Annotated in this window: 29 protein-coding genes and 1 tRNA gene; 18 read left to right on the top strand and 12 right to left on the bottom strand. The window is 65.1% G+C overall.

What is annotated here, in order from left to right; all coding sequences use genetic code 11:
* Positions 1–283: 283 nt before the first annotated feature.
* Positions 284–373, bottom strand: a tRNA-Ser gene (locus ACFOOR_RS05785).
* Positions 374–548: 175 nt separating this feature from the next.
* On the opposite strand from ACFOOR_RS05785, the gene ACFOOR_RS05780 reads away from it, so the two are divergent.
* The 16 genes from ACFOOR_RS05780 (at position 549) to ACFOOR_RS05705 (ending at position 11877) form a co-directional block, all read left to right on the top strand.
* A complete protein-coding gene (locus ACFOOR_RS05780) occupies positions 549–857 on the top strand; it encodes a hypothetical protein (protein ID WP_343165375.1) in 309 nt (102 codons plus the stop codon).
* Positions 858–1033: 176 nt separating this feature from the next.
* Entirely contained in the window at positions 1034–1333 is a 300-nt protein-coding gene (locus ACFOOR_RS05775; RefSeq protein WP_343165374.1) for a hypothetical protein, read from the top strand.
* A gap of 62 nt (positions 1334–1395) precedes the next feature.
* Entirely contained in the window at positions 1396–1689 is a 294-nt protein-coding gene (locus tag ACFOOR_RS05770; protein WP_343165373.1) for a hypothetical protein, read from the top strand.
* A 78-nt stretch (positions 1690–1767) separates the two neighbouring features.
* Complete coding sequence (locus tag ACFOOR_RS05765) at positions 1768–2061, top strand: hypothetical protein (protein WP_343165372.1); 294 nt, start codon at positions 1768–1770, stop codon at positions 2059–2061.
* Positions 2062–2253: 192 nt separating this feature from the next.
* Positions 2254–2742, top strand: coding sequence for a 50S ribosomal protein L21 (locus tag ACFOOR_RS05760; protein WP_343165371.1), 489 nt, complete (start codon positions 2254–2256; stop codon positions 2740–2742).
* A gap of 3 nt (positions 2743–2745) precedes the next feature.
* Entirely contained in the window at positions 2746–3012 is a 267-nt protein-coding gene (rpmA, locus tag ACFOOR_RS05755; protein ID WP_343165370.1) for a 50S ribosomal protein L27, read from the top strand.
* Between the two features lie 110 nt (positions 3013–3122).
* Positions 3123–3662: a GNAT family N-acetyltransferase gene (locus ACFOOR_RS05750; RefSeq protein ID WP_343165369.1), complete on the top strand. Its 540-nt coding sequence runs from the start codon at positions 3123–3125 to the stop codon at positions 3660–3662.
* Between the two features lie 83 nt (positions 3663–3745).
* On the top strand, positions 3746–4801 hold the full coding sequence (obgE, locus tag ACFOOR_RS05745) for a GTPase ObgE (protein WP_343165368.1): 1056 nt from the start codon (positions 3746–3748) through the stop codon (positions 4799–4801).
* A complete protein-coding gene (locus tag ACFOOR_RS05740; protein WP_343165367.1) occupies positions 4801–5448 on the top strand; it encodes a nicotinate-nucleotide adenylyltransferase in 648 nt (215 codons plus the stop codon). The genes obgE and ACFOOR_RS05740 overlap by 1 nt, the downstream gene beginning before the upstream one ends.
* A gap of 40 nt (positions 5449–5488) precedes the next feature.
* Complete coding sequence (gene egtD / locus ACFOOR_RS05735; protein WP_343165366.1) at positions 5489–6490, top strand: L-histidine N(alpha)-methyltransferase; 1002 nt, start codon at positions 5489–5491, stop codon at positions 6488–6490.
* 46 nt (positions 6491–6536) lie between these two features.
* Positions 6537–6944, top strand: a complete 408-nt coding sequence (rsfS, locus tag ACFOOR_RS05730; RefSeq protein WP_343165365.1) for a ribosome silencing factor — start codon at positions 6537–6539, stop codon at positions 6942–6944.
* Between the two features lie 9 nt (positions 6945–6953).
* Positions 6954–7424, top strand: a complete 471-nt coding sequence (rlmH, locus tag ACFOOR_RS05725) for a 23S rRNA (pseudouridine(1915)-N(3))-methyltransferase RlmH (protein WP_343165364.1) — start codon at positions 6954–6956, stop codon at positions 7422–7424.
* A gap of 35 nt (positions 7425–7459) precedes the next feature.
* Positions 7460–8689, top strand: coding sequence for a murein hydrolase activator EnvC family protein (locus tag ACFOOR_RS05720; RefSeq protein WP_343165363.1), 1230 nt, complete (start codon positions 7460–7462; stop codon positions 8687–8689).
* Positions 8690–8718: 29 nt separating this feature from the next.
* Entirely contained in the window at positions 8719–10023 is a 1305-nt protein-coding gene (locus ACFOOR_RS05715) for a S41 family peptidase (RefSeq protein ID WP_343165362.1), read from the top strand.
* 124 nt (positions 10024–10147) lie between these two features.
* Positions 10148–11386, top strand: a complete 1239-nt coding sequence (locus ACFOOR_RS05710) for a divergent polysaccharide deacetylase family protein (RefSeq protein ID WP_343165361.1) — start codon at positions 10148–10150, stop codon at positions 11384–11386.
* Positions 11383–11877 carry an RNA pyrophosphohydrolase gene (locus ACFOOR_RS05705; RefSeq protein ID WP_343165360.1) on the top strand — a complete coding sequence of 165 codons (495 nt, stop codon included), beginning with the start codon at positions 11383–11385 and terminating at the stop codon, positions 11875–11877. The genes ACFOOR_RS05710 and ACFOOR_RS05705 overlap by 4 nt, the downstream gene beginning before the upstream one ends.
* Positions 11878–11895: 18 nt before the next feature.
* Here ACFOOR_RS05705 and ACFOOR_RS05700 read toward each other — a convergent pair whose 3' ends face one another.
* Together ACFOOR_RS05700 and ACFOOR_RS05695 are read right to left on the bottom strand one after the other, a co-directional pair.
* Positions 11896–13815, bottom strand: coding sequence for a hypothetical protein (locus ACFOOR_RS05700; protein WP_343165359.1), 1920 nt, complete (start codon positions 13813–13815; stop codon positions 11896–11898).
* 222 nt (positions 13816–14037) lie between these two features.
* A complete protein-coding gene (locus tag ACFOOR_RS05695) occupies positions 14038–15537 on the bottom strand; it encodes an amidohydrolase family protein (RefSeq protein WP_343165358.1) in 1500 nt (499 codons plus the stop codon).
* A gap of 435 nt (positions 15538–15972) precedes the next feature.
* Here ACFOOR_RS05695 and ACFOOR_RS05690 point away from each other — a divergent pair, with 435 nt between their 5' ends.
* On the top strand, positions 15973–16680 hold the full coding sequence (locus tag ACFOOR_RS05690) for a helix-turn-helix domain-containing protein (RefSeq protein ID WP_343165357.1): 708 nt from the start codon (positions 15973–15975) through the stop codon (positions 16678–16680).
* Here the strand turns inward: ACFOOR_RS05690 and ACFOOR_RS05685 are convergent.
* The 8 genes from ACFOOR_RS05685 to ACFOOR_RS05650 all read right to left on the bottom strand — a co-directional run bounded on the left by ACFOOR_RS05685 (position 16631) and on the right by ACFOOR_RS05650 (position 23150).
* On the bottom strand, positions 16631–16882 hold the full coding sequence (locus ACFOOR_RS05685) for a CBU_0592 family membrane protein (protein ID WP_343165356.1): 252 nt from the start codon (positions 16880–16882) through the stop codon (positions 16631–16633). The genes ACFOOR_RS05690 and ACFOOR_RS05685 overlap by 50 nt on opposite strands.
* Positions 16883–16953: 71 nt before the next feature.
* The gene (locus ACFOOR_RS05680; protein WP_343165355.1) at positions 16954–17358 is read right to left on the bottom strand and encodes a F0F1 ATP synthase subunit epsilon; all 405 of its coding nucleotides are present in this window, start codon (positions 17356–17358) and stop codon (positions 16954–16956) included.
* A 69-nt stretch (positions 17359–17427) separates the two neighbouring features.
* On the bottom strand, positions 17428–18276 hold the full coding sequence (locus ACFOOR_RS05675; protein ID WP_343165354.1) for a hypothetical protein: 849 nt from the start codon (positions 18274–18276) through the stop codon (positions 17428–17430).
* Between the two features lie 40 nt (positions 18277–18316).
* The gene (locus ACFOOR_RS05670; protein ID WP_343165353.1) at positions 18317–18556 is read right to left on the bottom strand and encodes a DUF7660 family protein; all 240 of its coding nucleotides are present in this window, start codon (positions 18554–18556) and stop codon (positions 18317–18319) included.
* A 122-nt stretch (positions 18557–18678) separates the two neighbouring features.
* On the bottom strand, positions 18679–20124 hold the full coding sequence (atpD, locus tag ACFOOR_RS05665; RefSeq protein WP_343165352.1) for a F0F1 ATP synthase subunit beta: 1446 nt from the start codon (positions 20122–20124) through the stop codon (positions 18679–18681).
* Between the two features lie 28 nt (positions 20125–20152).
* Positions 20153–21040: a F0F1 ATP synthase subunit gamma gene (locus ACFOOR_RS05660; protein WP_343165351.1), complete on the bottom strand. Its 888-nt coding sequence runs from the start codon at positions 21038–21040 to the stop codon at positions 20153–20155.
* A gap of 25 nt (positions 21041–21065) precedes the next feature.
* Positions 21066–22598, bottom strand: coding sequence for a F0F1 ATP synthase subunit alpha (gene atpA / locus ACFOOR_RS05655; RefSeq protein ID WP_343165350.1), 1533 nt, complete (start codon positions 22596–22598; stop codon positions 21066–21068).
* A 6-nt stretch (positions 22599–22604) separates the two neighbouring features.
* Positions 22605–23150: a F0F1 ATP synthase subunit delta gene (locus tag ACFOOR_RS05650; protein ID WP_343165349.1), complete on the bottom strand. Its 546-nt coding sequence runs from the start codon at positions 23148–23150 to the stop codon at positions 22605–22607.
* 270 nt (positions 23151–23420) lie between these two features.
* Between ACFOOR_RS05650 and solA the strand changes: the two genes are divergently transcribed.
* Positions 23421–24539 (top strand): N-methyl-L-tryptophan oxidase, encoded by a 1119-nt coding sequence (gene solA / locus ACFOOR_RS05645; protein WP_343165348.1) that lies wholly within the window; start codon positions 23421–23423, stop codon positions 24537–24539.
* Here solA and ACFOOR_RS05640 read toward each other — a convergent pair.
* Positions 24510–25256 carry a TerC family protein gene (locus tag ACFOOR_RS05640; protein ID WP_343165347.1) on the bottom strand — a complete coding sequence of 249 codons (747 nt, stop codon included), beginning with the start codon at positions 25254–25256 and terminating at the stop codon, positions 24510–24512. The genes solA and ACFOOR_RS05640 overlap by 30 nt on opposite strands.
* Positions 25257–25280 lie beyond the last annotated feature (24 nt).

The following is a 25280-nucleotide window of genomic DNA, read 5'->3' as shown; positions in this document are numbered from 1 at the left end:
TCCCTGCCTGATCAGAGCGAGCGATCGCGGGATCGCCAGCGTGGCTTGGGTCCTTCGCTGCTGGAAGCGGATTACGGGCCCGGCGAAAACACAAAATTCCCTGTAAATTCCCTGTAAATTGGCGCTAAGCGATCCGGCCATCTCCGCGAACGGAGACGGTCGGGTATTCTCGGTCGATGTTCGCTGAGCTGGTGGGTCTCTGCGGACGTAGCGCGTCGCTAACCGCCGGAAACACGGCGGAATTTCCCGGTTACGGGAAAGTCTCTGATTTTCAGGAAATACATGGCGGAGAGGGAGGGATTCGAACCCTCGGAACGCTTGCGCGCTCAACGGTTTTCGAGACCGCCCCGTTCGACCACTCCGGCACCTCTCCGCGGGGGGTCGGCGGAACCTATAGAAGCGTTTTGCGCCGATCAAGCCTGTCTGACTGCGCATTCTGCGTCTTTCATCACGCGGATGTGAAGGCCGTGTCCATGGCGCCGCCGCACCGGACCCCGTAGCGTCGCACGCGGGACCGGTCTGTCAGGAGCTGAACACGAGGGCTGGACATGAAACGCGTCAGCATCATCGCCGCGCTCGCGCTCACCGCGTGCGCCACAACCGCCGAACAGTCCACGTCCGCCTACCAGGCCGCACGTGAGGAAGGCCGGGTCACCGGCATCAACGAGGATGGCGAACGCGTGCGCTGCGAGCGCATCCGGGAAACCGGCTCGCGCTTCACCGAACGCGTCTGCCGCACAGAACGCGAGTGGGAGCTGATCGAGGAGAATGCCCGTCAAGCCTCGACGGATTCGCAAAACCGCTGGCCACGTGATTGCGGCCCGCTGCCCGACCGGGCTCTGCCGCAGGGGTGCTGAAACCGCCATCGCCGCCCTCCGGGCACGGAGAATTCGGCGCTTCACGGTTTCGTGAAGTATGAATTTCCCGTCATGTCTGCCTTTGCGGGTGACGCCGCCCGCTGCGTGCGATTAGAGTTGCGTTTTCGGCGCTGCACAATCGTGACGGTCGGCCAATTGTTCGAGGGGAAATTTTTATGCGTGTAGTGGTATTGGCGGCAGGACTGCTGGTTGCAGCCTGCGCGACGACTGAAGGCGATAGCACGTCCTATCAACAGGCCCGGGAAGAGGGCACTGTGACCGGCGTGAACGAAGCCGGTGATCGCGTGCGCTGCGAACGTATCCGGGAAACCGGATCGCGCTTCACCGAGCGCGTGTGCCGCACCGAGCGCGAGTGGGAGCTGATCGAGGAAAATGCGCGCCAGGCTGCGCAGGACTCCCAGAACCGCATCATGCCGGACCAGGGCCCGACCCCATCGGGCACGGGCGGTCGTTGATTTTCGCCGGCCGGACACCGACCGGGATCCGGCCACCAGACAGTCCCAAGAGGGAGAATTTCATGCGTATCACCAAGCTTCTTGCCGCGGCCGGCCTCGCAGCCTTGCTCGCCGCCTGCGCCACCACTGATGACGGCGCGCAAAGCCAGAATGACATGGTCGCCGAAAATGCCAATGTCGAGCCGGGCAGCCCGGACGAGATGATCTGCCGCAACGAACGCGTGACCGGTCAGATGATTCCGCGCCGCGTCTGCATGACCCGCGCTGAGCGTCAGGCCATGGAAGACCGCGCGGACGAAACCTTCCGCGACGAGTCGGCCCGCAACCTGCGGATCAATCCGTCGGGCGGCCAGTAAGCGTATTCAGCCTGAAAGGCGTCATGCCTCGGCCACCGGAATAGGGACCGTAGAAACCACGACAGGGAGGTTTGCTACATGCCTGTAACCCGAATTCTGGTGGCGGCCGGCCTGGCCGCCATCATGGCAGCCTGTGCCAGCGATCCGGATCGCATGACGATGAATGACCGGGTCGCGGCGAATGCCGCAGTCGAACCCGGAAGTCCGGACGAACTGATCTGCCGCAGCGAGCGAAGAACCGGCGAGTTGATCCCGCGCCGCGTCTGTATGACCCGGGCAGAGCGCGACGCCCTGGAACGTGAAGCGGACGAGATGTTCGCCGAGGAATCGGTTCGGCATCTGCGGATCAACCCGGATGGCCGTGGCGGCTAGAAGCCGCATCTAATGCGGTCTTTCGGTTGACTCGAATGGCACCGCGCGTGTATGTGCGCGCGGCTGGGGTCCGCGCCCTTCACCGGGTGCGGACTTCACGTTTTTCAGCAACGGCGTGATCACAAGAATGCGCCGAAGAAAAAGGGCCCTTCCGGCAGGCTTGCCGGGACAGGCCGGATGAAAGGACACACCATGTTCGCTGTCATTCAGACAGGCGGAAAGCAGTACCGGGTGGCTCCGGGCGACGAGATCCTCGTCGAGAAGCTCGACGGCGAAGCCGGCGACAGCCTCACCTTCGATCAGGTGCTGATGATGGGCGGCGACACCGGCGTCACCGTCGGCGCACCGCTGGTCGAGGGCGCCACCGTCACCGGTGAGCTGATCGAGACCAATCGCGGCAAGAAGATCATCGTCTTCAAGAAGCGCCGCCGCCAGAATTACCGCCGCAAGGCCGGCCACCGTCAGTGGCAGAGCCTGATCCGCATTTCGGAAATCCTCGAGCCGGGCGCCAAGAAGGCGGCCGCGAAGAAGGCTGAACCGAAGGCAGAGGCGAAGGCCGACGACAAGCCGGCCGCCGAGAAAAAGGCCGCGCCGAAGAAGGCCGCCGCCAAGTCGGACGAGTCCAAGACCACCGCGAAGAAGGCTGCGCCCAAGAAGGCCGCTGCGAAGAAAGAGGACTAACCCATGGCTCACAAGAAAGCAGGCGGCTCGTCGCGTAACGGCCGCGATTCCGAAGGCCGGCGCCTGGGCGTCAAGAAGTTCGGTGGCGAACACGTCATTCCGGGCAACATCATCGTTCGCCAGCGCGGCACCAAGTTCAATCCGGGCGACAATGTCGGCATCGGCAAGGACCACACCCTGTTCGCGCTCGTGGAAGGCCATGTCGCCTTTTCGAAAAAGGCGGGTGGCAAGGCTTACGTCGCCATTCTTCCGGTCGGCGACAAGAAATAGGCTGTCCGTCATACGGGCAGCTCCATGATGGGGGCGGCCCGGCAGCTGGAAAGCAAGGGGAGACGGGACGCCCGCCTCCCCTTTTTCTTTCCCCGTCCCGCGAGGCGGACATGACGACGGCAAAGGCATTCGGGCGAACGCCCATCGAGACGGACCGGCTGGTCCTGCGCCCCCTGGCGCAGCATGACGCGGACTTCCTGGCGCGCACCGCGTCGAAGCCCGAAGTCTGCCGGATGATCGCGCGAGTGCCGCGCCGCTTTCCTGTCCTGGCGGCTGAGATCTTCGTCACCCGCACCATTATTGGCGAGCGAACGGGTCGATGCGCGGTCCGGCTGATCACCGGGCAGGACGGACATCGCCTCGGCGTCATCGGTATCGACGATACCGGGAAAGGCGCATTCGACTTCGGTTACTGGCTGTCGCCGGATGCCTGGGGGCAGGGCTATGTCACCGAAGCAGGCCGCGCGATGGTCATGGGCGCCCGTACAGCCGGCATAGCCCGGCTGACGGCAGGCAATTTCCTCGACAACCCGGCCTCTGCCCGCGTGCTCGACAAGCTCGGCTTCGTCCCGACGGGCGAAACCATCGACCTGTTCAGCTTTGGCCGCATGACAAAATCACCCTGCCGCCGGGTGGCAATGGAACTCTAGCGCACAGATCGTGACTTATGCTCACGGCTGTCATTTCCCGCTGAAAGCGTTATAGAGCGCGCTTTGGATACGATGGCATTGCGATGAAATTTCTCGATCAGGCGAAAATCTACATCCGCTCCGGCAATGGCGGAGCGGGGTCCGTCTCCTTCCGCCGCGAGAAATACGTCGAATATGGCGGCCCCAATGGCGGCGATGGCGGCAAGGGCGGCGATGTCTGGGTGGAATCGGTCGAGAACCTCAACACGCTGATCGATTACCGCTACCAGCAGCATTTCAAGGCCAAGACGGGCGGCCATGGCGAGGGATCGAACCGTTCCGGCAAGGACGGCGACGACATTACGCTGAAAGTCCCCGTCGGCACGCAGATCCTGGATGAGGACAATGAGGAAGTGCTGGCCGATCTCGACAAGCCGGGCATGCGCATTCTGCTGATGGAGGGCGGACGCGGCGGCAAGGGCAATGCCCACTTCAAGTCCTCGACCAATCAGGCCCCGCGCTATTCCCAGCCGGGCGAGACCGGCCAGGAGCGCTGGATCTGGCTGCGCCTGAAACTGATCGCCGATGCCGGTCTCGTCGGCCTGCCCAATGCCGGCAAGTCGACCTTCCTCGCCGCCGCCTCGAAGGCCAATCCGAAGATCGCCGCCTACCCCTTTACGACGCTGCATCCCAATCTCGGCGTGGTGGACCTGGCGTCCGATGCCCGTTTCGTGCTCGCCGACATTCCCGGCCTGATCGAGGGTGCCCACGAGGGGGCGGGGATCGGCGACCGCTTCCTCGGCCATATCGAGCGCACGGCCGTTCTCCTGCATCTCGTCGATTGCGGACAGGACGATGTCGCCGAGGCCTACCGTATTGTCCGCGGCGAGCTCGAAGCCTATGGCCAGGGCATTGAGGACAAGGCCGAAATTCTCGCCCTGTCGAAAACCGACACGGTCGATGCGGAAACGCTGGAAGCCGCTTCCGATGCGCTCGAAGCGGTCACCGGCCGCAAACCGCTGCACCTGTCCGCCGCGACCAATACCGGGGTGCGCGAAGCCCTGTTCGCGGTGTGGGCCGCGATCCGGCGCGACCGCGGCGAAATCGTCAGCGACGAAGACGACCATCCCGATTTCGGGGACGGTGACTGGACCCCCTGATGCGGCGCTCCGCTCCCGTCCGCTTTGGCGCGCTGACGCGCCGCGGCCGCGCCGCACCGCCTCTGCATGGCGAAGCGCTTGCGCCCGGCATGCGCGTCGGCCTGTTCGGGGGCAGTTTCGACCCGCCCCATGACGGGCATCTTCATGCCGCACGGGTTGCCAGGCGCCGGCTCGGACTCGATCGGGTCTGGTGGCTGGTCTCGCCGCAGAACCCGTTGAAGGACCGGACAGCCGGTGACTTCCTGCGCCGTCTCGAGGGGGTGAAGTCCCTCGCCAGCGATCCGGGCATGGTCGTGACCGACATCGAAGTCCGGCTCGGCGTGCGGCTGACGGCCGATGTCGTCGCAGCCCTCGTGAAGCGCTACCCCCTGGTCCAGTTCGTATGGATCATGGGGGCGGACAATCTCAAATCCTTCCATCGCTGGGCGCGCTGGAGGGATATTCTCCGCGCGGTGCCGGTCGCCGTTGTTGCGCGGCCGCAGGATCCGATCCGCGCCCGCCTGTCGCTGACCGCCCGCGCCTTCTCGCACTCACGGTGCAACCACACACGCGCTGGCGCGTTGACGGCGCGGGGCGCGCCGGGGTGGACCTATCTCGTCGAGCCTCTACATAAGGAGTCATCGTCTCGCCTTCGCGGCGAGGCCTGACCGCCCTTCTGGCCGCAGCCTTCGCCTGAGCACGACATCCATGACCGAAACAGCGACGGCGTTTGCGCCGGACGATCCGCTTGATTTCTTTATCGATCTGCACCCGCCCGTCGCCGATTTCCGCAGCGATGTGCTGAGCGGACTGAGAGACCGGCCGCGGACCATCCCGCCGAAATATTTCTATGATGCCGACGGTTCGGCCCTGTTCGACGCGATCACGACAACGCCGGAATACTATGTCACGCGGACCGAGCTCTCCATTCTCGAACGGATCGCCCCCGAGATTGCGGCGCGGGCAGGTCGCGGTGCCGTGGTCATCGAGCCGGGCTCAGGGTCTTCGGTGAAGATCACCACCCTGCTGCGCGCGCTGGACAGGCCGAAAGCCTATATCGGCTCGGACATCTCGAAGCAGCATCTCGTCGCGGCGTGCCGCGATCTCGCCGCCGAGCATCCCGGCCTGTTTGTCGGCGCGGTCTGCGCCGACTTCACTGTTCCGCTTGATCTGTCAGAGCTCGATATTCCTGACGGACGCCGGCTCGTCTTCTTTCCCGGTTCCACGATCGGCAATTTCGAGCCCGCTCAGGCGGTCCAGGTTCTGAAGAACATCCGCAGCTGGCTCCGCCCCGGAGACGCCCTGTTGCTCGGCGCCGACCGCATCAAGGATAGGGCCGTCCTCCAGGCGGCTTATGACGATGCCGGGGGCGTCACCGCCGCCTTCAATCTCAACCTCCTCAAGCGTATCGCGCGCGAGCTGGACAGTGATATCGAGCCGGCGGATTTTCGCCATCGCGCCATCTGGAATGCCGAAAAGGCCCGCATCGAAATGCATCTCGAGGCACGGCGCGATATCGCCTTTTCGGTCGCGGGGGAGCGTTTCGAGATGCGCAAGGGCGAGACCATTCACACCGAGAACTCCCACAAATTCAGCGTCGAAAGCTTCATGGAACTGGCCGGACAGGCGGGATTGATGGTTCGCGACACGTGGTCCGACCCCGCTGAACACTTCACGCTCTACTGGCTCGAACGCGGGCGCGAAGCGTGATAGGGTCTGCGCTGTCCTTGGCGACAGAGGAGTCGGTACGCTGAGCATGGAACAGACCCGCCGGAACGAGGGTGAAGAAACCGCCCCCGTGGAAGTTACCGGCGATGCGGAATCGAGCGAAGCGCTGGAAGCGCTCGTTCTGGACGTCCTGGACGGCGACAAGGCCGAGGACATCATTGCCATCGATCTGCGTGGGAAATCGTCCGTAACCGATGCGATGGTGATCGCGTCGGGCCGTTCGGCGCGCCATGTCGGCGCCATCGCCGACCACGTGATGACGAGGCTCAAGGAATCCGGCCGCAGCCCGCGCGTCGAGGGCCTGCCGGCCTGTGACTGGGTGCTGATCGATGCCGGCGACGTCGTCGTCCATCTCTTCCGCCCGGAAGTCCGCAGCTTCTACAATCTCGAAAAGCTCTGGTCGGTCGACCCCGAACCCGCCAAGTCGAAGCACTAGGCTGCCGGTTTGCGCCTGACCATCACGGCCATCGGCCGGGTCCGTTCCGGCGCCGAGCGCGACCTCGTCGACGACTATCTCTCCCGCGCCACGGCGGCGGGCCGCGCGATCGGTCTGGGACCGGTCGGCGAAAGCGAGATCGACAACCGGTCGCTGGCCGACCGCACCGCGGAATCGAAAGCCCTCGCCGACGCCATTCCCGCCGGCGCCAAGTGCGTCTTCCTCGACGAGCGTGGCAAGGATCTGTCCGCGCGCGATTTTGCCGCGAAGATCGGTGGCTGGCGGGATGAGGGCGTACGCGAAACCGTCTTCCTGATCGGCGGCGCGGACGGACTCGATCACTCGGTCCTGCCGCAGCCCGATCTCGTCATCGCCTATGGCAAGACGGTCTGGCCGCACAAGCTGGTCCGCGTCATGCTGGCCGAACAGCTTTATCGCAGCGTCTCGATTCTTGCAGGAATGCCATATCACCGTGATTAAGCGTTAATGCGCAGACCATTAGGCTCGCGATCCAGATGACGCCCCTCGCCGCCCTCTTCCTGCTTCTCCAGCCCGTGCCGGAGGAAGCAGCGCCGCCCGATCCCGCCGAAATCGAGCGGCTCGAGGCCGAGCGCGAGACCGCCGAAGCCGCGGCTGCGGCGGCCCGGGCCGAAGCCGAAGCCGTCGCGCGCGAGATCGCGGCACTGCAGCAGCGCCTGGTCGAGGCCGGCCGCCGCGCCGATGCCAGCGAGCGCGCCGCCCTGGCCGCGGAATCACGGATCGGGGAATTGTCGGGCGAGGAAGCGGAAATTCTCGCCAACCTCGCAGCCAACCGGGAAACCACGGCGGAAATCCTCGCCGCGCTGCAGCGTATCGAGCGCGGCACACCGCCGGCCCTGGCCGCCGCGCCGGAGGACGCCTTGCAGGCCGCGCGCGCAGCCGGACTGTTTGCGCAGATCGCCCCGGCCCTGCGCAGCCGCGCCGAACACCTGGTGCTTGAACTCGACCGGTTGCGCGGTGTGCGCCGCGAAACCGCGACCGAGCAGGGCCGGCTGAGCGAGGCCGAGACAGCCCTCGAGATCCAGCGCCGCGAGATCGAGCTATTGATTGCCCAGCGCCGCGAGGTCGAAGCCCGCTACCTGTCCGAAGCCGAGACACAAATGGCCGCCGCGGAGGCGGCGGGGCGAGAAGCACAGTCGATCCGCGACCTGCTGTCCCGTCTCGCGGCGATGCGCGAGATAATGCCCCGCCTGAGTCCGCGCCGCCTGATCGACACCGATGACGGCGCGCCTCTGCCCGCCCTCAGGCCGAGCGAAACCCTGGTCGCGGCGATGGCACCGGACCAGCCGCTCGAGACGCTGCGTTTTGCCGATGCCCGTGGACGCCTGCGCCCGCCTGCCGCGGGGGACATCCGCCGCCGCTTCGGTGCACCCGACGAGGCCGGGGACGCCAGCGAGGGCATATTGATCCGCACGCGGGGCCGGGCACAGGTCGTGGCCCCCTTCGATGCGACGGTGGAATTCGCCGGCCCGTTCGGCGGCTATCACGGTCTATTGATACTGAATGTCGGTGATGACTACTATATCGTGCTTGCGGGGCTTTCGGCTCTCTATACCGAAGCGGGACGAAGCGTTCTCGCCGGAGAACCGGTCGGCACCATGCCCGACCAGGACGAACCGGCACCGGATTTGTATGTGGAGATCCGGCGAAATGGCGAAGCGATTGATCCGCAGCCCTGGCTGCGCCCCGTGGCGGGCACTGGCTGAGACCGCGAAACAACAGGAAGGCCTGTGACATGCGTCTGAATTTCATCTCCGCGGCGTTTGCCTTTGCGCTCGGCGCAGCGGCCATCGCCGTTTCCGCTGAAGGCTTCGACAATTCGCGGACGGACACTTTCCGTCAGCTCGAATTGTTCGGCGACGTACTCAGCCGGGTTGAATCCGACTATGTCACCGAGGTCGACGATGCCGCTCTGATCGAGGCGGCAATCGAGGGGATGCTGGAATCCCTCGATCCGCACTCCTCCTACCTGTCGCCCGACGGCTTCCGCGATATGCAGGTCACCACGCGCGGCGAATATGGCGGCCTCGGCATGGAGGTCACCATCCGCGACGACATGGTCACCGTGATTTCCCCGATGATGGACACGCCGGCCGAGCGCGCCGGCATGGAGCCGGGCGACCACATCATCGCGGTCGACGGCGAATCCATTGTCGGCTGGTCGCTCGACGACGCCGTGGCGCTGATGCGCGGCGCGGTGGGCGAACCGGTCTCGATCACCATCCTGCGCGGCGAGGACGACCCGTTCGACGTCACCATCGTGCGCGACACCATCCCGCTGCGCACCGTCGCCTGGCGCGAGGAAGAGGGCTTTGCCTATCTGCGCCTCGCCGGCTTCAACGAGCACACGACCGAAACCCTGGTGCGCACGATCGGCGAGATCCGCGAGGCCTTTGACGGCGAGATTCCCGGCATCGTCCTCGACATGCGCTATAATCCGGGCGGCCTGCTCGATCAGGCGGTGTCGGTCGGCGACGTCTTTCTCGATGGCGGCGAGATCGTCTCCACACGCTATCGCAATCCGCGCGAGAACCAGCGCTACAACGCCCGCCCGGGCGAGATGCTGCGCGGCGTTCCGATCGTCGTCCTGATCAATGAAGGCTCGGCCAGCGCGGCGGAAATCGTCGCCGGGGCGCTGCAGGACCGTGAGCGCGCCACGCTCGTCGGCATGACCAGCTTCGGCAAGGGCTCGGTTCAGACCATCATCCCGCTGCGCGGCGGCCGCGACGGCGCCCTGCGCCTGACGACGGGCCGCTACTACACCCCGTCGGGCCGCTCCATCCAGGCCACCGGCATCGAGCCGGACTGGCTGATCTCCTCGCGCCGCTTCGATGTCGAGGAGGCCGAGGACGAGCAGATGAGCGAAGCCGCCTTGCCGAACGCGCTGGAGAACGAGAATGGCGAGGATCGTCCCGTGATCGACTTCTCCGCGGTCGAGCAACCGCCCGAGGACTGGGAAGAGGGCGAGGACTATCAGCTGCACCGCGCGCTCGAAGTCCTGCGCACGATGACGGGCCGCGAACAGGCCTCGCTCAACTGATCGGCAGCGGGCTGAAAGCCCGCCTGATTAACCCTTTCTTTTCCGCAACGCGGCAGCGTCGGGAATGAGCGGAAAACCGGCGATTCGGGCCGGTTTTCCGTCATGACCGGACCACTGACGCACCATGGCCACGACCGCACGCAAGTCCAATGAGCTGGCACCGCTCCGAGCCCCGCTGATCGCGGGCGGCGGCACGGCGCTGCTGTTTGCCGCCGGTGTTGGCCTGATCGCCCTGTTCGGCGACCCGGCAGGCCGCCCGCCGCTGGCGCGCGGTGAGCTGGGCACCCTGCCGCAGCCGGAACTCCGCGCGGAGATCGAGCACCAGCCCGAAGACGCGCATGCCCGCCCCGTGCGGTTCGCCGGCGAAGACACCTCCGGCCCGGACGACAGTCACGAGGACGAAATCTCGCTCGCCGGCGTGACCGACGGCTTCGACCCGCCGCAGCCTTCCCACGGTTCCGACCCGGCCGACGCCGAGGCGCGTCACGCCGCCGCGGCCAATCCCTACGCCCTGACACCCGCCCCGATCTCCGGCCTGACCGAGGACGGCCCGTCCGGCCCCCTCCCCGTCATCGGCCCGGACGGCCAGCGCCCCGACAGCGCCTATGCGCGTCCCTTCCACGTTGACCCGGAAGCCCCGATCATCGCCGTCATCATCGGCGGCATGGGCCTCAATCGCGCGGTGACCGAGGAAGCCATCGACACGCTGCCGCCGGAAGTCTCCTTGAGCTTCGCGCCCTATTCCCGCGATCTTCAGACCTGGGTCGACCGTGCGCGCGCCGCCGGCCACGAAGTGCTCATCGAGATGCCGATGGAGCCCTATGACTATCCGAACAATGATCCGGGCCCGCACACCCTGCTGGCCGACGCGACCGAGACCGAGAATGCCCGCCGCCTCGCCTGGGTGATGAGCCAGACCACCGGCTATTTCGCGGTGATGAATTATCTCGGCGCACGCTTCTCCACCGCCGGTGCGCCCTTCGAGTCGACGCTCCGCCGGATCGAGGATCGCGGTGTTGCCTTCATCCATGACGGCAATGGCCGCCGCGCCGCGATCGAACAGGCCGGATACAATGCCGGAGCCCGCTTCACCGTCGCCGACCGCATTCTCGATGAAGACCCTTCGCCGCGTTCGATCGACGAACGCCTGCTGACGCTCGAAGCATTGGCGTTGCAGAACGGCTCAGCCCTGGGTTCCGGCTTTGCCTATCCCGCGACCGTCGAGGAAGTTGCCGACTGGGCGCGTTCGCTGGAGTCGCGCGGCTATGTCCTCGCCCCGGCTTCCGCCGTGCTGGCACGGCGCAATGGGCAGGACGGCGGCGAGACCGCCACGCATACCGCCGATGCGGGCGGGCATCATTGACCGGTCAGCCGGACCTTTCCCGCTACCGCCCCAATGCCGGGGCCGTCCTGTTCAACGCCGAGGGCAAGGTCTGGATCGGCCGCAGGGCCGATACGCCCCCGCCCTGGCAATGGCAATTCCCGCAAGGCGGCATCGATCCGGGCGAGAGCCCTGAAGCCGCCGGTCTGCGCGAACTTTACGAGGAAACCGGCATCCCGGCCGACAAGGTTGAACCCCTCGGTACGATCGAAGACTGGCTCACCTATGACTTCCCGCCGGAGGTCCGCGACCACCACAAGCATGCGAAACGCGGCAATCTGGGCCAGAGGCAGCGCTGGTTCGCCTATCGCTTTCTCGGCAGCGACGCAGACGTCGATCTGGAATGCCATGGCGAGGTCGAGTTTGACGCCTGGCGCTGGGAAGACCTCGCCGCCGTCCCGCCCCTCATCATCCCGTGGAAACGCCCAGTCTATAACGTGGTTGCCCGGGAGTTCGCACGGTTCGCGGACTGATCGGGGAAATCCCGTCAACTAGCGGGTTCTGATCGCCACGCTTGTGGAACCACGCAGCGCGCCCGTCGAGTCGCGGAACCCCACATTGATCCGGTTGACCGCAGCCTGGAGCGGGATCGCCCCCTGTGTCCGCGCGAATACGGCATAGGATTGAGACTGGTTCTGCAGGATCATCGCATCGATCGATTCCGCGCGTGGACTCGCGCAGGCACCGGTGGCGTCGGTCAGGCAGATTGTCAGGGTCGCCGGAAGGCCCGCATCCGAGAGAACCGGTCTCGCGGTGATCGTGTCGCCGGCGCCGAGATTGAACGTCCCCACCGCGAACGCACCCGCCTGGCCGGGGGCAGCGATCTCCAGAACCCCGTTCGATGTGGCCGTCGCCGCCAGCGCGATTATGTCGGGAATCGGATCGAGCGATGATGAGACGGTGAAGGTGTTTATCCCGCCGACCCGGCGCGCATATCCATTGTCGCCAGACACCGCATTCCCGTCGCATCGGAAACTGACATCCAGCTCGGCGGGCGCAAGCTCGTCAAAGAGTTCGATGCTGAACATGAAGGTCTGCGAGCCGCCCGGTTGAAGGGTCGCGGCGACGCCCGGTTCGCCGACAAGGGCGTTGGTGGCCGGATCAGTCGTCTGAAAGGCAAAACCCAACGGAGCGACGACCCGGTTGGACGGTGTGGGTCGGCAATTCTGCAGGGCACGGGTGGAGTTGTTGGTCATGGTCGCGAAGGCGGTCACGGTCGACCCCACCTGACCCGCGCGGCTGGTCGGAAGAATGGCTGCACCGAGACCGGCCACCTGCATCTGCCCGTCCCATGCCCCCCGAACCAGGGTGTCGGCCAGCGATACAAATGATTGGCGATTGAACACGCGAAATCCAAAGGACGGCGTATTCCAATCAAACGCGGCACCGTTGTTGTTGCGGTACTGGCTACGAAACGCCTCGAAGCGGCTGACGAGTTCCGTATTGCTGGTCGCATAGACATGCGCGCCGAGATCGGATTGCGGCGTCAGGTCATCGGCGTCGTCGACCAGACCGGCGTTGACGAAGCCCTCCATGAAGGCGCGGAAGCGTTGTAGGTCGTAGCCGGCCAATGATTGCCGGACGCTCTGGTTCTCCTGGCTTTCACTCCCTGTCTCCCAATAGGCGTGCCGCATCTCGACCGATGCGTTCAGGGCCTCCGCCTCGGTGTTCGCGCGGCTCCAGAACTGGTGCAGGTTGGCGTCATGCCCCCGAGCGATCCACTGATCGACCTGATCGGTGTCTGGTCCCCACCCGCCGACGGGGTGTTCCGACGCAAGCGCGAAATTGGCCACATCGTTGAACTGGACCATGAAGTCGAAATAGCCGACATCGCAATTGGTCGAGAAATCCATGATGAGCGGGCGAAAGCCGATCCGCTCCCTGAGATGCCATAGCAAGGTACGGCCTTCGTTGAGCGAGATCGCATTCTCGAAGAAGACCGAGGGACCGCCATGGCCGGCATAGGAGACGATGAGGCGGCGAATGTCCTCGGCATCAATGACCTCATCGAACAGGCTGACCAGTCCCGCCAGGGTCTCCGCTCCGTCTGCGCCTTGCGGGGACAGTTCGATCCGCCGCACCAGATGGGCGTCCCGGTAGGCAATCCATTCATTCTCGGGAAGCTGGGAGGTGTAGTTGCCGGGCGTCTCGTTCGAAAACGCATAGAGGGCCAGAAAGATGGGCTGCAGGCTCGCATTGCGGCCGATCTGAAGGTCGTACAGCCGGTACTGGGTTTCCTGTTTTACCGGCGCGGCGGTCTGCCATGCAGGCACGCCTTCCTGTCCCCAGCTGGGTGACGTCCCGACAACGCGGACGACCACCGAAGTGCCGAGAGGATCCGCGGCCGCCCCTCCGGACGTCCAGACAAGCGCGGTGAAAACCGCAATGAACCAGACCGGAAAGCGCATCATCTCACCCTGAAAGCCGTTCGTGGACAAATGCGGATGTAGTGCCCCGATGCACCCACAGGCATTGCCGGATGAGTACACATTACCGACTGGCTCGCTGCAGAGCAGCGGTTTTTTGTGAAGATTATTTGGAGCCGCCGTCCCGCCCCTCATCATCCCGTGGAAACGCCATGTCTATGACGTGGTTGCCCGGGAGTTCGCACGGTTCGCCCGCGGATGATGGCCTCAGGGTTCCTGACGGCGCGCTGACAATGCGGCCCGGTCGATCACTTCGCCGCGAACGATGACCAGTTCGATACGGTTCCAGGCCGCGATATCGTCCCACGGATTGGCCGCGAGCAGGACAAGGTTGGCCTGATAGCCGGGGGCGATCCGTCCCAGATCCGCGTCGACGCCGAGCAGTTCCGCGTTGCCGATCGTCGCGGCGCGGACGATGTCGCGTCCCGAGAGCCCGGCGGCCTGCCAGTCGAGCATTTCCCAATAGCCAGCCAGTCCCGGCGGGGACCCCCAGCCCAACCCGCCGACCGCGGTATCCGTGCCAAAACTCAGCTGGCCACCCTGGGCCGCAAAGCGCGCGATCAGATCGATATAGCGGTTGGTGAAATTGTCCTGCAGCGTCTCCATCGACGGTGTCGAGGGCAACCGGTCTGCAAAGCGGCGCAGAAAAGCCCGCTGCTGCTCCGGGGCAACGGCCCGCAAATAGGCGAGGAAGCCCGCCGGCACCACATCGGCCCAGGCCGGGTCGTCAAGAAGTCCCGGATTGAACAGGGACCGCGTATTCTGGATGGATCGGATCGTCGGCTGGACGCGGATTGGTGAGCGGGCGATCCGCGACATGATCGCCTCGACCTCGAGATCAGGTCCGGCTCCGGCAAAGCCCGATTGCGGCCACTCCCATGGGCCGTGCGCAAAGGCATCGACTCCGGCTTCATGCCCGGCTCGCATGCCATCGGGCGTGGTCGCATGAAGAAAGACCGGCATGCCGCGCGCATGCGCGGCTTCGACCACTTCCCGCAGGATCCGGACACTCGGCAGGGCGAAGTCGGGGCGCGGCTCGTCTGGCCACCACAGAGCTTCCTCGTAATACATTTTCACACAGGCGCCGCCGGCTTCCTCGATGGACGCGACCACGGCTTCCGGCGTGTGCGCGTCTCGATCTGCGCCCTCGGGCAAATGGCTGGTCCCGTAGGGGTCCGCCAGATAGTTTGGGAACGTGGCCAGAAATTCGTCGCGCCCATAGTCCAGCGACATGAAGCCGTCGGGCAGTACGACACCGCTTCCGCAATGAACAAGGTCCGGGCGCACAGGCGCGGCCTCGAACTGCGCGTTGATCTCAGCGTCAGCGTTCAGTTCGACCACGGTGGTGAATCCGAAATAGAGATAGCTGCGCGGCATCTGTTCGAAATACTCAGCGAACAGACGGTCAAAATCGTCTGTGAAGCGCCGGTTGAGTCCGGTCGCATGATAAAGGTGGACATGAGCGTCGATCAGACCGGGGCTGAGATAGCGCCCGGTGCCGTCGATGACAGTTCCGGCCTGGGAAACCTCCAGCTGATCGCCGATTGCGACAATCCTTCCGTTGGAAATGAGAACATCGACGCCCGGCAGGGCGGCAGCCCGATCGGGGCTGAGCACGGTCACATCCCGGATCAGGATTTCGTCGGCCATCGCTTGTGCCGAAGCACCGATCAGCGACAGCGCCATGATGGAAGCGGCGACTTGCATGGGAACTCCCTGGGATTGATGGGAGCACCCTGAATGCCCGGCCTGTTTGCGTGCGTCCTCAAACGCGATTCAGGACGCGCTTTGCCGCCGGGTCTCGCTTGGACTAACAAGTTGCATGGGTGCGCTTCATCTGACGATTGCCGGCTTTTCGGTCCTGTTCGCCGCCTACCTGGTCAGCCTGAAGGGCGGCCCGAGAACCGCGCGGCTATGCCTCGCCGCGGCCTTTGTCGCGCTTGCGCTGCAACAAGGCGCGCTCACCTTGTCGATGGAAACCGGTTGGCCCGCGCTCGTCTTCGTCCGCGTCTGCCTCGCCAGCGTCATCCTGCTTGGCTTCTTCGCCCACTTTCTGGCCTTGGCGGACCCGGCTGCATTCCGGCGGAGGTCGAACCAGATATGGCTGGCGGTCCCGGTGGTGCTCGCCGCCGGTGTCATCGGGTGGGGTGGGGTGCGGGGCCGTGGCTGGATCTGGCGCTCGCAGTGTTGGCGCTCGCGCTCGCCCTTCGTCTCGCCTGTCTGGGCGGGTTTCCCGATCGGAGACTCGCTGCGTGGAAATGGACCGGCTGCAGCATTCTCGCCCTGTTCGGTCTGGTCGACATGGCGACGGCTTTCGAACTCTGGCCGGTCGAAGTGCCCTCCCAGTCAAACGCGCTCGCGGCCGGTCTCGCGCTGCTTGTGGGAGGCCTTGTCTATCTCGCCTTCCTGAGCCTGCATCAGTCGGGTCCGCTTGCCTGGCTGTCCTTCGCGCACCGGGTCCAGCCCGTCACGGACGATACGGCCTTGCGCATCGAAGCCTTTATGCAGCGCGATCAACCCTGGAAGGACCCTGATCTCACCCTCGCTCGCCTAGCGCGCCGTCTGACGCTGACGCAACGCCAATTGTCCGGTTACATCAATATCCGGCACGCCATGGGCTTTCGCCAATGGTTGGGCACATATCGGATCGAGGAGGCCAAGCGCCTGATGCGCGTCGTTCCCCGCCGTCCGCTCGTTGAACTGATGCTGGATGCCGGTTTCCAGACACGGTCCAGCTTCAACAAGGTATTCAAGGACATCACGGGACAGACCCCGAGCGAATGGCGACGCCAGGCGTTAGCTACCCCTGCCGTGCCCGCAGCGCCCGCACCAGGCCGAGGATCGAGATGAGGAGCCAGAAGCCCTCGATCGCGATCGAGGCCGGGTTCGGGCGGTAGATCAGCGAATAGAGCAACAGGATCGCCCCCAGCCCGTTGATCGCGGGGTGGCGCCAGTCCGTGCGTTCCACGCCCGCCGTCTGCTGCCAGAAATAGCAGACGAGGATCATGGCGACGCCGACGAAGCCGACGAGATCGGGAAAGGTGAGGGTCATGGGTGCACCTGAAAAGCAAACCGGCGGACCGCATCGCGATCCGCCGGTCAGACTGTAGCATTTGAACCAGCCTACGCCGCCCGGGCCGCGTCGCGCAGGGCTTCGAGGCGGGCGAGCGCCGCCTCGGCGTGCGCGCGCTCATGGTCTTCCTTGGCCGCGGAGATGTCTTCGCGGGCATTCTGGATTTCCGCGTCGAGGCCCGAGGCGTCGAAGGTCGCGAGATCGATGGCTTCCTCGGCGAGCACCGAAAGGCCGGCCGGCGTCACCTCGGCGAAACCGCCGCGGATGAAGGTGCGCGTCACCTGCCCGCCATCATGCACCGCGATGGCGCCCATGCGGATCGCGCTCATCAGCGGGGCGTGGCCGGGAAGGACTCCGAAATCGCCCTCTTCGCCGGGCACGACGACCATGTCGACTTCGCCTTCGAACAGGCGCTGTTCCGGGGAAACGAGATCGAAATGAAGCTTGTCGGCCATTGTCCTGCCTTTCGTGTCGGGACGCTCTCTAGCAGGTGATTGCGGCTTTGTGAAACCCTCAAGTGCAAGTCAGTCCTGCGCCGCCTGGATGCAGGCATTGACCGGCCCGATGAGGCCGGACAGGAGCGCGTTCATCGACCCCGCGCCAGTGCTTTCGATCGTCACCGTCACGTCCATGTCGGGATAGAAGCCGACCGGAATGGTCAGCGTCTGACGGTCCCCCGAGGGCGGGGCCTGCGGCGGAGGCGGCGGCGTCCCGGCAGGCGGACCATAGGACGAGAGCGGCAGCGAAATGGCGGCCAGCGACTCGATCCCGTCGCGCACACCAGGGCAGACATCCTCGCGGATGTCGCGGGTCTGGATCATCGCGTCGAGCCGGGCGTGCACCTCGGCCGCCAGTCCGAAATCACTGCGGAAATCATGGCCGACCGCATCCGGCGCAACGCCCTGCTGCCTCAGACGTTCAGCAAAGACCGCCAGGTCGAACGTTTCATAGGCGATGGCGTGAACGTCCTGCGCCTGCGTCGTGAAGAAGGCCGAGCGGTAGCGCCAGAGACACCCTTCCGGGTTGTCGTATCCGGCGCTGACCGGGCAGACCTCCTCGAAGGCGAAGAGGTTGCCGTGCGGGATCCACCAGCTGATCGCGGCATAGGACGGGCCTTCCAGCTCCGTGCGCCAGGCGTCCGGATCGTCGCTCCAGCCGGGCAGGCGCAGCGCATCGAACGCCGCCTGCCGGCGCACCGCCGTCTCGCCGCGCACCCAGTAGAGATAGGCATACCAGAGCGCCTCGGTGGAATAGCCGTCATGGCTCTCCGGCAGCCCGTCGGGCGGCGGGGGCGGAGGTGGCGGCACGCTGGCGGAGGCCGGCACGGACAGGGCCAGAGTCAATGCGCTCGCAGCGAGAAATATGCGTTTCATTTCGGACCCCTCCCCCAAATTCTGAAAATGATACCTCAAATTACTCGTAGAATTTGCCCGCAAGGAAAATGTGCGCAATTTGCATCCACCCATGTTCGGGCAATGTGAAGTTTTCGCTGCTTTCAAGGAAGGCAGAAATGGATTCTAGATAGGCGTCTACCGAACCGTTTTCCCAGCGATCGGTCTCACGATCAAAGTCATCCGACAACGCCTTCAGAAAACGAGCAAGCTGCTCCTGACTGCGCACATTGTTCGCTAAATCGGAAACGTTCACTTTCATGATGCAGCTCGTTCGATTGTTCTCGATACGGTATCGCCCAATCGAACAAAGTTTCAATCGATCAAATGAAAAGGCCGGCCCCATCGGGACCGGCCTTGAACGTTCGCGGTTGATGCGAGGCCTTAGGCGGCTTCGGCGGCCAGTTCCTCGGCCTTCTTCACCGCGTCCTCGATCGTGCCGACCATGTAGAAGGCCGGTTCCGGCAGGTGGTCGTACTCGCCGTCGCACAGCGCCTTGAAGCTGCGGACCGTGTCGGCGACCGGCACCTGGATGCCCGGGAAGCCGGTGAAGACCTGCGCCACGTCAAACGGCTGCGACAGGAAGCGTTCGATCTTCCGGGCGCGCGCTACGATCAGCTTGTCCTCTTCCGACAGCTCGTCCATGCCCAGGATGGCGATGATGTCCTGCAGCGCCTTGTAGCGCTGGAGGATTTCCTGGACGCGGCGGGCGGTCTGGTAGTGCTCCTCGCCGACGATGCGCGGATCGAGGATCCGCGAGGTCGAGTCGAGCGGGTCCACGGCCGGATAGATGCCCTTTTCCGAGATCGAGCGGGACAGAACGGTCGTGGCGTCGAGGTGGGAGAAGGTCGTGGCCGGGGCCGGGTCGGTCAGGTCGTCGGCCGGCACGTAAACGGCCTGCACCGAGGTGATCGAACCCTTCTTGGTCGAGGTGATGCGCTCCTGCAGCGCGCCCATGTCGGTCGACAGGGTTGGCTGATAGCCCACGGCCGACGGGATACGGCCGAGCAGGGCCGACACTTCGGCGCCCGCCTGGGTGAAGCGGAAGATGTTGTCGACGAAGAACAGCACGTCCTTGCCTTCCTCGTCGCGGAAATATTCCGCCTGGGCGAGGCCGGACAGGGCGACGCGGGCACGCGCACCCGGCGGCTCGTTCATCTGGCCGAAGACCAGGGCGCAGCGGGACCCTTCCGTCGAACCATTGTTCTTCTTCGGATCGACGTTCACGCCCGACTCGATCATCTCGTGATAGAGGTCGTTGCCTTCGCGGGTCCGCTCGCCGACGCCGGCGAACACGGAATAACCGCCGAACAGCTTGGCGATGTTGTTGATCAGTTCCTGGATCAGAACCGTCTTGCCCACGCCGGCACCGCCGAACAGGCCGATTTTGCCGCCCTTCGCATAGGGGCAGAGCAGGTCGATGACCTTGATGCCCGTCGGCAGGATCTCCGCTTCCGTGGCCTGCTCGTCGAAAGCCGGCGCCGAGCGGTGGATCGCAGCGCGCTGCTCGTACTTCACCTCGCCCGCCTCATCGACCGGGTCGCCGGTCACGTTCAGGATGCGGCCGAGCGTGCCCGGGCCGACCGGAACGGTGATCGGGCTGCCCGTGTCGCGCACCGGCGTGCCGCGCTGCAGGCCTTCGGTCGCGTCCATCGCGATCGTGCGGACCGTGTTCTCGCCGAGGTGCTGGGCCACTTCCAGCACCAGCTTCTGACCGTTGTTCTCGGTCTCGAGCGCGTTCTGGATGTCCGGCAGCTTGCCGGTGAATTCCACGTCGATCACGGCGCCCGTGACCTGAACGATGCGGCCGGTGTGTTGCTGTTTCGCCATCTCGGTCATTCCTTCTAATCGATCAGCTCTACAGCGCTTCCGCGCCGGAAATGATCTCGGTCAATTCGGTGGTAATCTTGGCCTGGCGCGTGCGGTTGTAGACTAGGTTCAGCTTGTCGATCAGCTCGCCGGCATTGCGCGTGGCGCTGTCCATTGCTGCCATCCGCGCGCCCATCTCGCCGGCCGCATTCTCCAGCAGCGAGGACAGGATCACGGTGTCGACATAGCGCGGCAGCAGCACGTCGAGAATGCTTTCCTCGTCGGGCTCGTATTCATAGACCGCCCCGCCAAGGTCCGGGCGTTCGACAGTGTCCGGAATGGCGTCCATCGCCGGGATCAGCGTCTGCGCGCGCGGCTTCTGCGAGATCACCGAGACGAATTCCGAGGAGATCACTTCAAGCGTGTCGAACGCGCCTTCGGCGAATTGCTCACGGATCCACTGGCCGATCTGCGCCGCTTTCGCCGCGCCGATATCCTTGCCGCCGCCCAGTTCGAAGCGCTGGACGATCCTGTCGGCATAAAGCCGCTTCAGCGCGTCGAACGACTTCTTGCCGACGGAGACCATCTTCACCGTCTTGCCTTCGCCCTGCAGCTTCACGATGCGCTCGCGCGCCTTGCGGGCGATGTTCGTGTTGAAACCGCCGCACAGGCCACGATCCGCCGTCATCACCACGAGCATGCGGACATCGTCCTTGCCCGTGCCGACCAGCAGCGGGGACGCGCCCGGCGCGTCCTTCAGCGACGTCGACAGATTCGCCATGACCGCCGCCATCCGCTCCGCATACGGGCGTGCGGCTTCGGCCGCGTCCTGTGCGCGTCGCAGCTTCGCGGCTGCCACCATCTGCATCGCCTTGGTGATCTTCTGCGTGGATCTCACGCTGGCAATGCGATTGCGAAGTTCCTTGAGGCTCGCCATTCAGGCTCTCCCGGCGCCGTCCGCCTTAACCGAAATTCGCGGTGAAGGTTTCGAGCACGCTGCGCAGCTTCGCCTCGGTCTCGTCGGACAGCTTCTTCTCTTCGCGGATCGTCTTGAGGAGCTTGGCCTGGTCACCGTGCAGGAGACGCAGAAGCTCTTCCTCATACCGGCGGACCTTGGAAATCTCGAGCTTGTCGAGATAGCCGCGGGTACCGGCATAGATCACGCAGACCTGCTCTTCCATCGACAGCGGCGAGAATTGCGGCTGCTTCAGAAGCTCGGTCAGACGCGCACCACGATTGAGGAGGCGCTGCGTCGCGGCGTCGAGGTCGGAACCGAACTGCGCGAAGGCCGCCATTTCGCGGTACTGCGCGAGCTCGCCCTTCATCTTGCCGGCAACCGACTTCATCGCCTTCGTCTGGGCCGCAGAGCCCACGCGCGACACCGAGATACCGACGTTCACGGCCGGGCGGATGCCCTGGAAGAACAGGTCGGTTTCCAGGAAGATCTGGCCGTCAGTGATCGAGATCACATTGGTCGGGATATAGGCCGACACGTCATTGGCCTGGGTCTCGATGATCGGCAGCGCCGTCAGCGAACCCGAACCATTGTCGGCGTTGAGCTTAGCCGCGCGCTCCAGCAGGCGGGAGTGCAGGTAGAAGACGTCGCCCGGATAGGCTTCGCGGCCCGGCGGGCGGCGCAGCAGCAGGGACATCTGGCGGTAGGCCACGGCCTGCTTGGACAGGTCATCGTAAACGATCAGGGCGTGCATGCCGTTGTCGCGGAACCACTCGCCCATGGCGCAACCGGTGAACGGCGCCAGGAACTGCATCGGGGCCGGGTCGGAGGCCGTCGCGGCGACCACGATCGTGTAGTCGAGCGCGCCGTTTTCCTCGAGCGTCTTCACGATCTGGGCGACCGTGGAGCGCTTCTGGCCGACGGCGACATAGATGCAGTAGAGCTTCTGGCTCTCGTCGCCGCTCTCGTTGATCTGCTTCTGGTTCAGGATCGTGTCGATGCAGATCGCGGTCTTGCCGGTCTGGCGGTCGCCGATGACCAGCTCGCGCTGGCCGCGGCCGACCGGGATCATCGCGTCGATCGCCTTGATACCCGTCGCCATCGGCTCGTGAACCGACTGCCGGGGAATGATGCCCGGCGCCTTCACGTCGACGCGGCGGCGTTCGGCGACATCGGTCAGAGGACCCTTGCCGTCAATCGGCTCGCCGAGACCGTCAACCACACGGCCGAGCAGGCCGCGGCCGACCGACGTGTCGACGATCGAGCCCAGACGCTTGACGGTGTCGCCTTCCTTGATGCCCCGGTCGTCGCCGAAGATCACGCAGCCGACATTGTCGCGCTCGAGGTTCAGGGCCATGCCCTTCACCCCGCCCGGGAATTCGACCAGCTCGCCGGCACGGACCTCGTCGAGGCCGTAGACGCGGGCGATACCGTCACCGACGGACAGCACGCTGCCGACATCCGAGACTTTCGCCTCGGCGCCGTAATTCTTGATCTGCTCTTTAAGGATCGCGGAGATTTCCGCGGCGCGGATGTCCATGGCGGTCTAAGCCTCTTTCATCGCTGTGCGTAGTCCCTCGAGCTTCGTGCGGAGGGACGAATCGAACATGCGGGAGCCGACCTGAACGATCAGCCCGCCCAAAACAGCCGGATCGACGTCGGTCCGGATCTCAATTTCACGCCCGAGGGCGCGCTTCAGGGACGCCTTGAGGGCGTCGATCTCTTTTTGCGTCAGCTTCGCGGCGCTGGTGACATGCGCCTCGCTGATACCCCGTTCGGCCGCGGCCCGCGCTGAGAAACCGCGCGCCAGGTCACCGGCCAGTCCGGCGCGGCCATTTCGGGCCATCACGCCGAGCGTGCTTTTCGTCAGATCGTTGAAACCGGCCTTGTCGGCGATCGCGGCGAGCGCCGCGGCCTTGCCCTCGGCCTCGTAGAGCGGGCTCGACATGGCGTCGGCCAGTTCGGCACTTTCGGTCAACGCAGCCAGCAGGGCGTTGAGATCGGCTTCGACGGCATCGATGGCCTTGGCGTCTTTCGCCAGTTCGAAAAGGGCGGTCGCATAGCGTTCCGCCGCGCCACCGATTTTTGCCATCTTTCCGCTCATCGAACCCGTGCCGTTCCCGTTATGCCTGACCACGCGCGCGCACGTCTCAATCGGGACCGCGCAAGCGTTTGAAACTTCGGTGATTTTTTTGACGACCCGACCGTCGGGAAAACGGCCTTTTCATCAAATCGGCGCCGCTCTAGCACAGGGGGGAGAGGGCGGCAACCTCAACCGGCTGCGGCAATCGCGGCCCAGGCGCAAGGCTGACATCGCCCTCCGCATACGGCAGCTTCGCCGGGGCGAAGCGGAGGACTCGGCATGTACGACAGCATCGTCATCGGGCTGGGCGCAATGGGCAGCGCCGCGGCCTGGCAAATGGCTCGCCGCGGCGCATCCGTCCTGGGGCTCGAACAATTCGCGGAAGGCCATGGCAAGGGATCGAGTCACGGCCGCACGCGGGTGACCCGCCGCATCTATTCCGAAGGTTCGCTCTATATGCCGCTGCTGAACCGGGCCTATGCGCTCTGGGCAGAAATGGAAACTGAAAGCGGCGAAACCTTTCTGGTGCGCACCGGCGGGCTCGACATAGCCCCGGACGGCGCGCCCTCCCTGTTGAATTCGATCGCCTGCGCTGAAGCCGAGGGCATCGCGCACGAAGTGCTCGATACCGATTCGCTGCGCGCCCGCTGGCCGGAGATTCGCGTGCCGGACGGCTACATCGCCGTCTTCGCGCCCGAATCGGGCCAGCTGCGCTCCGACGCCGCCAATCGCTGGATACGTGAGGCCGCCCGGTCTTGCGGAGCAGAGCTTCGGTTCGAAACGCCCGTCCTCGACTGGCGGCGCGTCGGCGATCACATCGCCGTCGAGACCGCGTCCGGGACCGAAATCGCGAAACGCGTGGTCATCGCGGCCGGGGCCTGGGCCGGAACACTGCTGCCGGACATAGACCCGGCACTGACGGTCGAGCGGCAGGTCGTCGGCTGGTTCGCAGGCCTTGATGGCCGCTCCTTCAACAACACTCCGGTGTTCCAGGTCGAGCCGGACGATGACGGACGTTTCTACATCCAGCCCGGACGCAACGGCGAGGCCACCAAGATTGGTCTCTATGGACATCTGGGCGAGCGTGGGCCGGAGATGCGGCAGGGCCGCGCACCGGATTCCCGCGATGAAGCCGTGCTGCGCGGCGGGCTCGCCCGCTGGCTGCCGGCCGCGAACGGCCCCCTCGAAACGCTGCAGGAATGCCGCTTCACCCGCACGGCGGACGACCGCTTCATCATCGGGCAGTGGCCGGAAGACGAAGCTGTCACCCTGCTCTCCCCCTGTTCCGGGCATGGCTACAAGTTCGCCCCGGCAATCGGCGAGGCCGCGGCGCAGCTCGCGCTCGGCGAAACGCCGGCGGTAGACCTGTCACCCTTCGCCGTGACCCGCTTTCTCTAAACGGTCCTTCGTCCGCGCCCGGCGGTAGAGGATGTTGAACACCTCGACCAGCAGCGAGAAGGCGATCGCGAAGTAGATGTAGCCGCGCGGAATGTGGAAACCGAGCCCGTCGGCGATCAGCGCCACACCGATCAGGAGGAGGAAGCTCAGCGCCAGCATCTTGGTCGTCGGATGCTTCTGGATGAATTCGCCGACCGTCTTGGCGGCCAGCAGCATCACGCCGATCGCGATCACCACGGCGGTGATCATCACCGGCAGAACGTCGGTCATGCCCACGGCGGTGATGATGGAATCGATCGAGAACACCGCATCGATCACGGCAATCTGGGCCACTGCAGCGGCGAACGCCATCTGCGCCGCGCCGCCAGTGCTGTGCTCCTCACCCTCGATATTCTCGTGGATTTCCCACGTCCCCTTGGCCAGCAGGAACAGCCCGCCCCCCATCAGGATCAGGTCGCGCCACGAGAAGTCATGGCCAAAGAGCGAGAACAGGCTGGCGTCAAGACGCGTCAGCCAGACGAGGCTGAACAGCAGGATGATCCGCATGCCGAGCGCGAGCGCCAGACCCAGCCGCCGCGCTTGCGCGCGCTGGTGCGCCGGCAGCTTGTCGGCGATCACCGCGATGAAGACGACATTGTCGATGCCCAGGACGATTTCGAGGAAGGTCAGGGTGGCCAGTGCCATCCAGATTTCCGGCGAGGTCAGGGCTTCGATCATGCTTGCAGTCTCCGGCGGCGGGGG

The organism is Hyphobacterium vulgare (assembly GCF_042643335.1).
Lineage (GTDB): Bacteria > Pseudomonadota > Alphaproteobacteria > Caulobacterales > Maricaulaceae > Hyphobacterium > Hyphobacterium vulgare.
The sequence above is the reverse complement of the archived record's forward strand: the minus strand, read 5'-3'. Positions and strand labels throughout refer to the sequence as shown.

What these genes read in the sequence shown, in the direction of transcription:
- ACFOOR_RS05765 (WP_343165372.1), top strand. Translation starts at nt 1,768, where the DNA reads ATGCCTGTAACCCGAATTCTGGTGGCGGCCGGCCTGGCCGCCATCATG.
- ACFOOR_RS05685 (WP_343165356.1), bottom strand. Translation starts at nt 16,882, where the DNA reads ATGACCCTCACCTTTCCCGATCTCGTCGGCTTCGTCGGCGTCGCCATG.
- ACFOOR_RS05700 (WP_343165359.1), bottom strand. Translation starts at nt 13,815, where the DNA reads ATGATGCGCTTTCCGGTCTGGTTCATTGCGGTTTTCACCGCGCTTGTC.
- ACFOOR_RS05780 (WP_343165375.1), top strand. Translation starts at nt 549, where the DNA reads ATGAAACGCGTCAGCATCATCGCCGCGCTCGCGCTCACCGCGTGCGCC.
- atpD (WP_343165352.1), bottom strand. Translation starts at nt 20,124, where the DNA reads ATGGCGAAACAGCAACACACCGGCCGCATCGTTCAGGTCACGGGCGCC.
- ACFOOR_RS05720 (WP_343165363.1), top strand. Translation starts at nt 7,460, where the DNA reads ATGACGCCCCTCGCCGCCCTCTTCCTGCTTCTCCAGCCCGTGCCGGAG.
- rsfS (WP_343165365.1), top strand. Translation starts at nt 6,537, where the DNA reads ATGGAACAGACCCGCCGGAACGAGGGTGAAGAAACCGCCCCCGTGGAA.
- ACFOOR_RS05670 (WP_343165353.1), bottom strand. Translation starts at nt 18,556, where the DNA reads ATGAAAGTGAACGTTTCCGATTTAGCGAACAATGTGCGCAGTCAGGAG.
- ACFOOR_RS05760 (WP_343165371.1), top strand. Translation starts at nt 2,254, where the DNA reads ATGTTCGCTGTCATTCAGACAGGCGGAAAGCAGTACCGGGTGGCTCCG.
- obgE (WP_343165368.1), top strand. Translation starts at nt 3,746, where the DNA reads ATGAAATTTCTCGATCAGGCGAAAATCTACATCCGCTCCGGCAATGGC.
- rpmA (WP_343165370.1), top strand. Translation starts at nt 2,746, where the DNA reads ATGGCTCACAAGAAAGCAGGCGGCTCGTCGCGTAACGGCCGCGATTCC.
- ACFOOR_RS05750 (WP_343165369.1), top strand. Translation starts at nt 3,123, where the DNA reads ATGACGACGGCAAAGGCATTCGGGCGAACGCCCATCGAGACGGACCGG.
- egtD (WP_343165366.1), top strand. Translation starts at nt 5,489, where the DNA reads ATGACCGAAACAGCGACGGCGTTTGCGCCGGACGATCCGCTTGATTTC.
- ACFOOR_RS05675 (WP_343165354.1), bottom strand. Translation starts at nt 18,276, where the DNA reads ATGAAACGCATATTTCTCGCTGCGAGCGCATTGACTCTGGCCCTGTCC.
- ACFOOR_RS05710 (WP_343165361.1), top strand. Translation starts at nt 10,148, where the DNA reads ATGGCCACGACCGCACGCAAGTCCAATGAGCTGGCACCGCTCCGAGCC.
- ACFOOR_RS05740 (WP_343165367.1), top strand. Translation starts at nt 4,801, where the DNA reads ATGCGGCGCTCCGCTCCCGTCCGCTTTGGCGCGCTGACGCGCCGCGGC.
- ACFOOR_RS05680 (WP_343165355.1), bottom strand. Translation starts at nt 17,358, where the DNA reads ATGGCCGACAAGCTTCATTTCGATCTCGTTTCCCCGGAACAGCGCCTG.
- ACFOOR_RS05640 (WP_343165347.1), bottom strand. Translation starts at nt 25,256, where the DNA reads ATGATCGAAGCCCTGACCTCGCCGGAAATCTGGATGGCACTGGCCACC.
- atpA (WP_343165350.1), bottom strand. Translation starts at nt 22,598, where the DNA reads ATGGACATCCGCGCCGCGGAAATCTCCGCGATCCTTAAAGAGCAGATC.
- ACFOOR_RS05770 (WP_343165373.1), top strand. Translation starts at nt 1,396, where the DNA reads ATGCGTATCACCAAGCTTCTTGCCGCGGCCGGCCTCGCAGCCTTGCTC.
- solA (WP_343165348.1), top strand. Translation starts at nt 23,421, where the DNA reads ATGTACGACAGCATCGTCATCGGGCTGGGCGCAATGGGCAGCGCCGCG.
- ACFOOR_RS05650 (WP_343165349.1), bottom strand. Translation starts at nt 23,150, where the DNA reads ATGGCAAAAATCGGTGGCGCGGCGGAACGCTATGCGACCGCCCTTTTC.
- ACFOOR_RS05660 (WP_343165351.1), bottom strand. Translation starts at nt 21,040, where the DNA reads ATGGCGAGCCTCAAGGAACTTCGCAATCGCATTGCCAGCGTGAGATCC.
- ACFOOR_RS05775 (WP_343165374.1), top strand. Translation starts at nt 1,034, where the DNA reads ATGCGTGTAGTGGTATTGGCGGCAGGACTGCTGGTTGCAGCCTGCGCG.
- ACFOOR_RS05715 (WP_343165362.1), top strand. Translation starts at nt 8,719, where the DNA reads ATGCGTCTGAATTTCATCTCCGCGGCGTTTGCCTTTGCGCTCGGCGCA.
- ACFOOR_RS05695 (WP_343165358.1), bottom strand. Translation starts at nt 15,537, where the DNA reads ATGCAAGTCGCCGCTTCCATCATGGCGCTGTCGCTGATCGGTGCTTCG.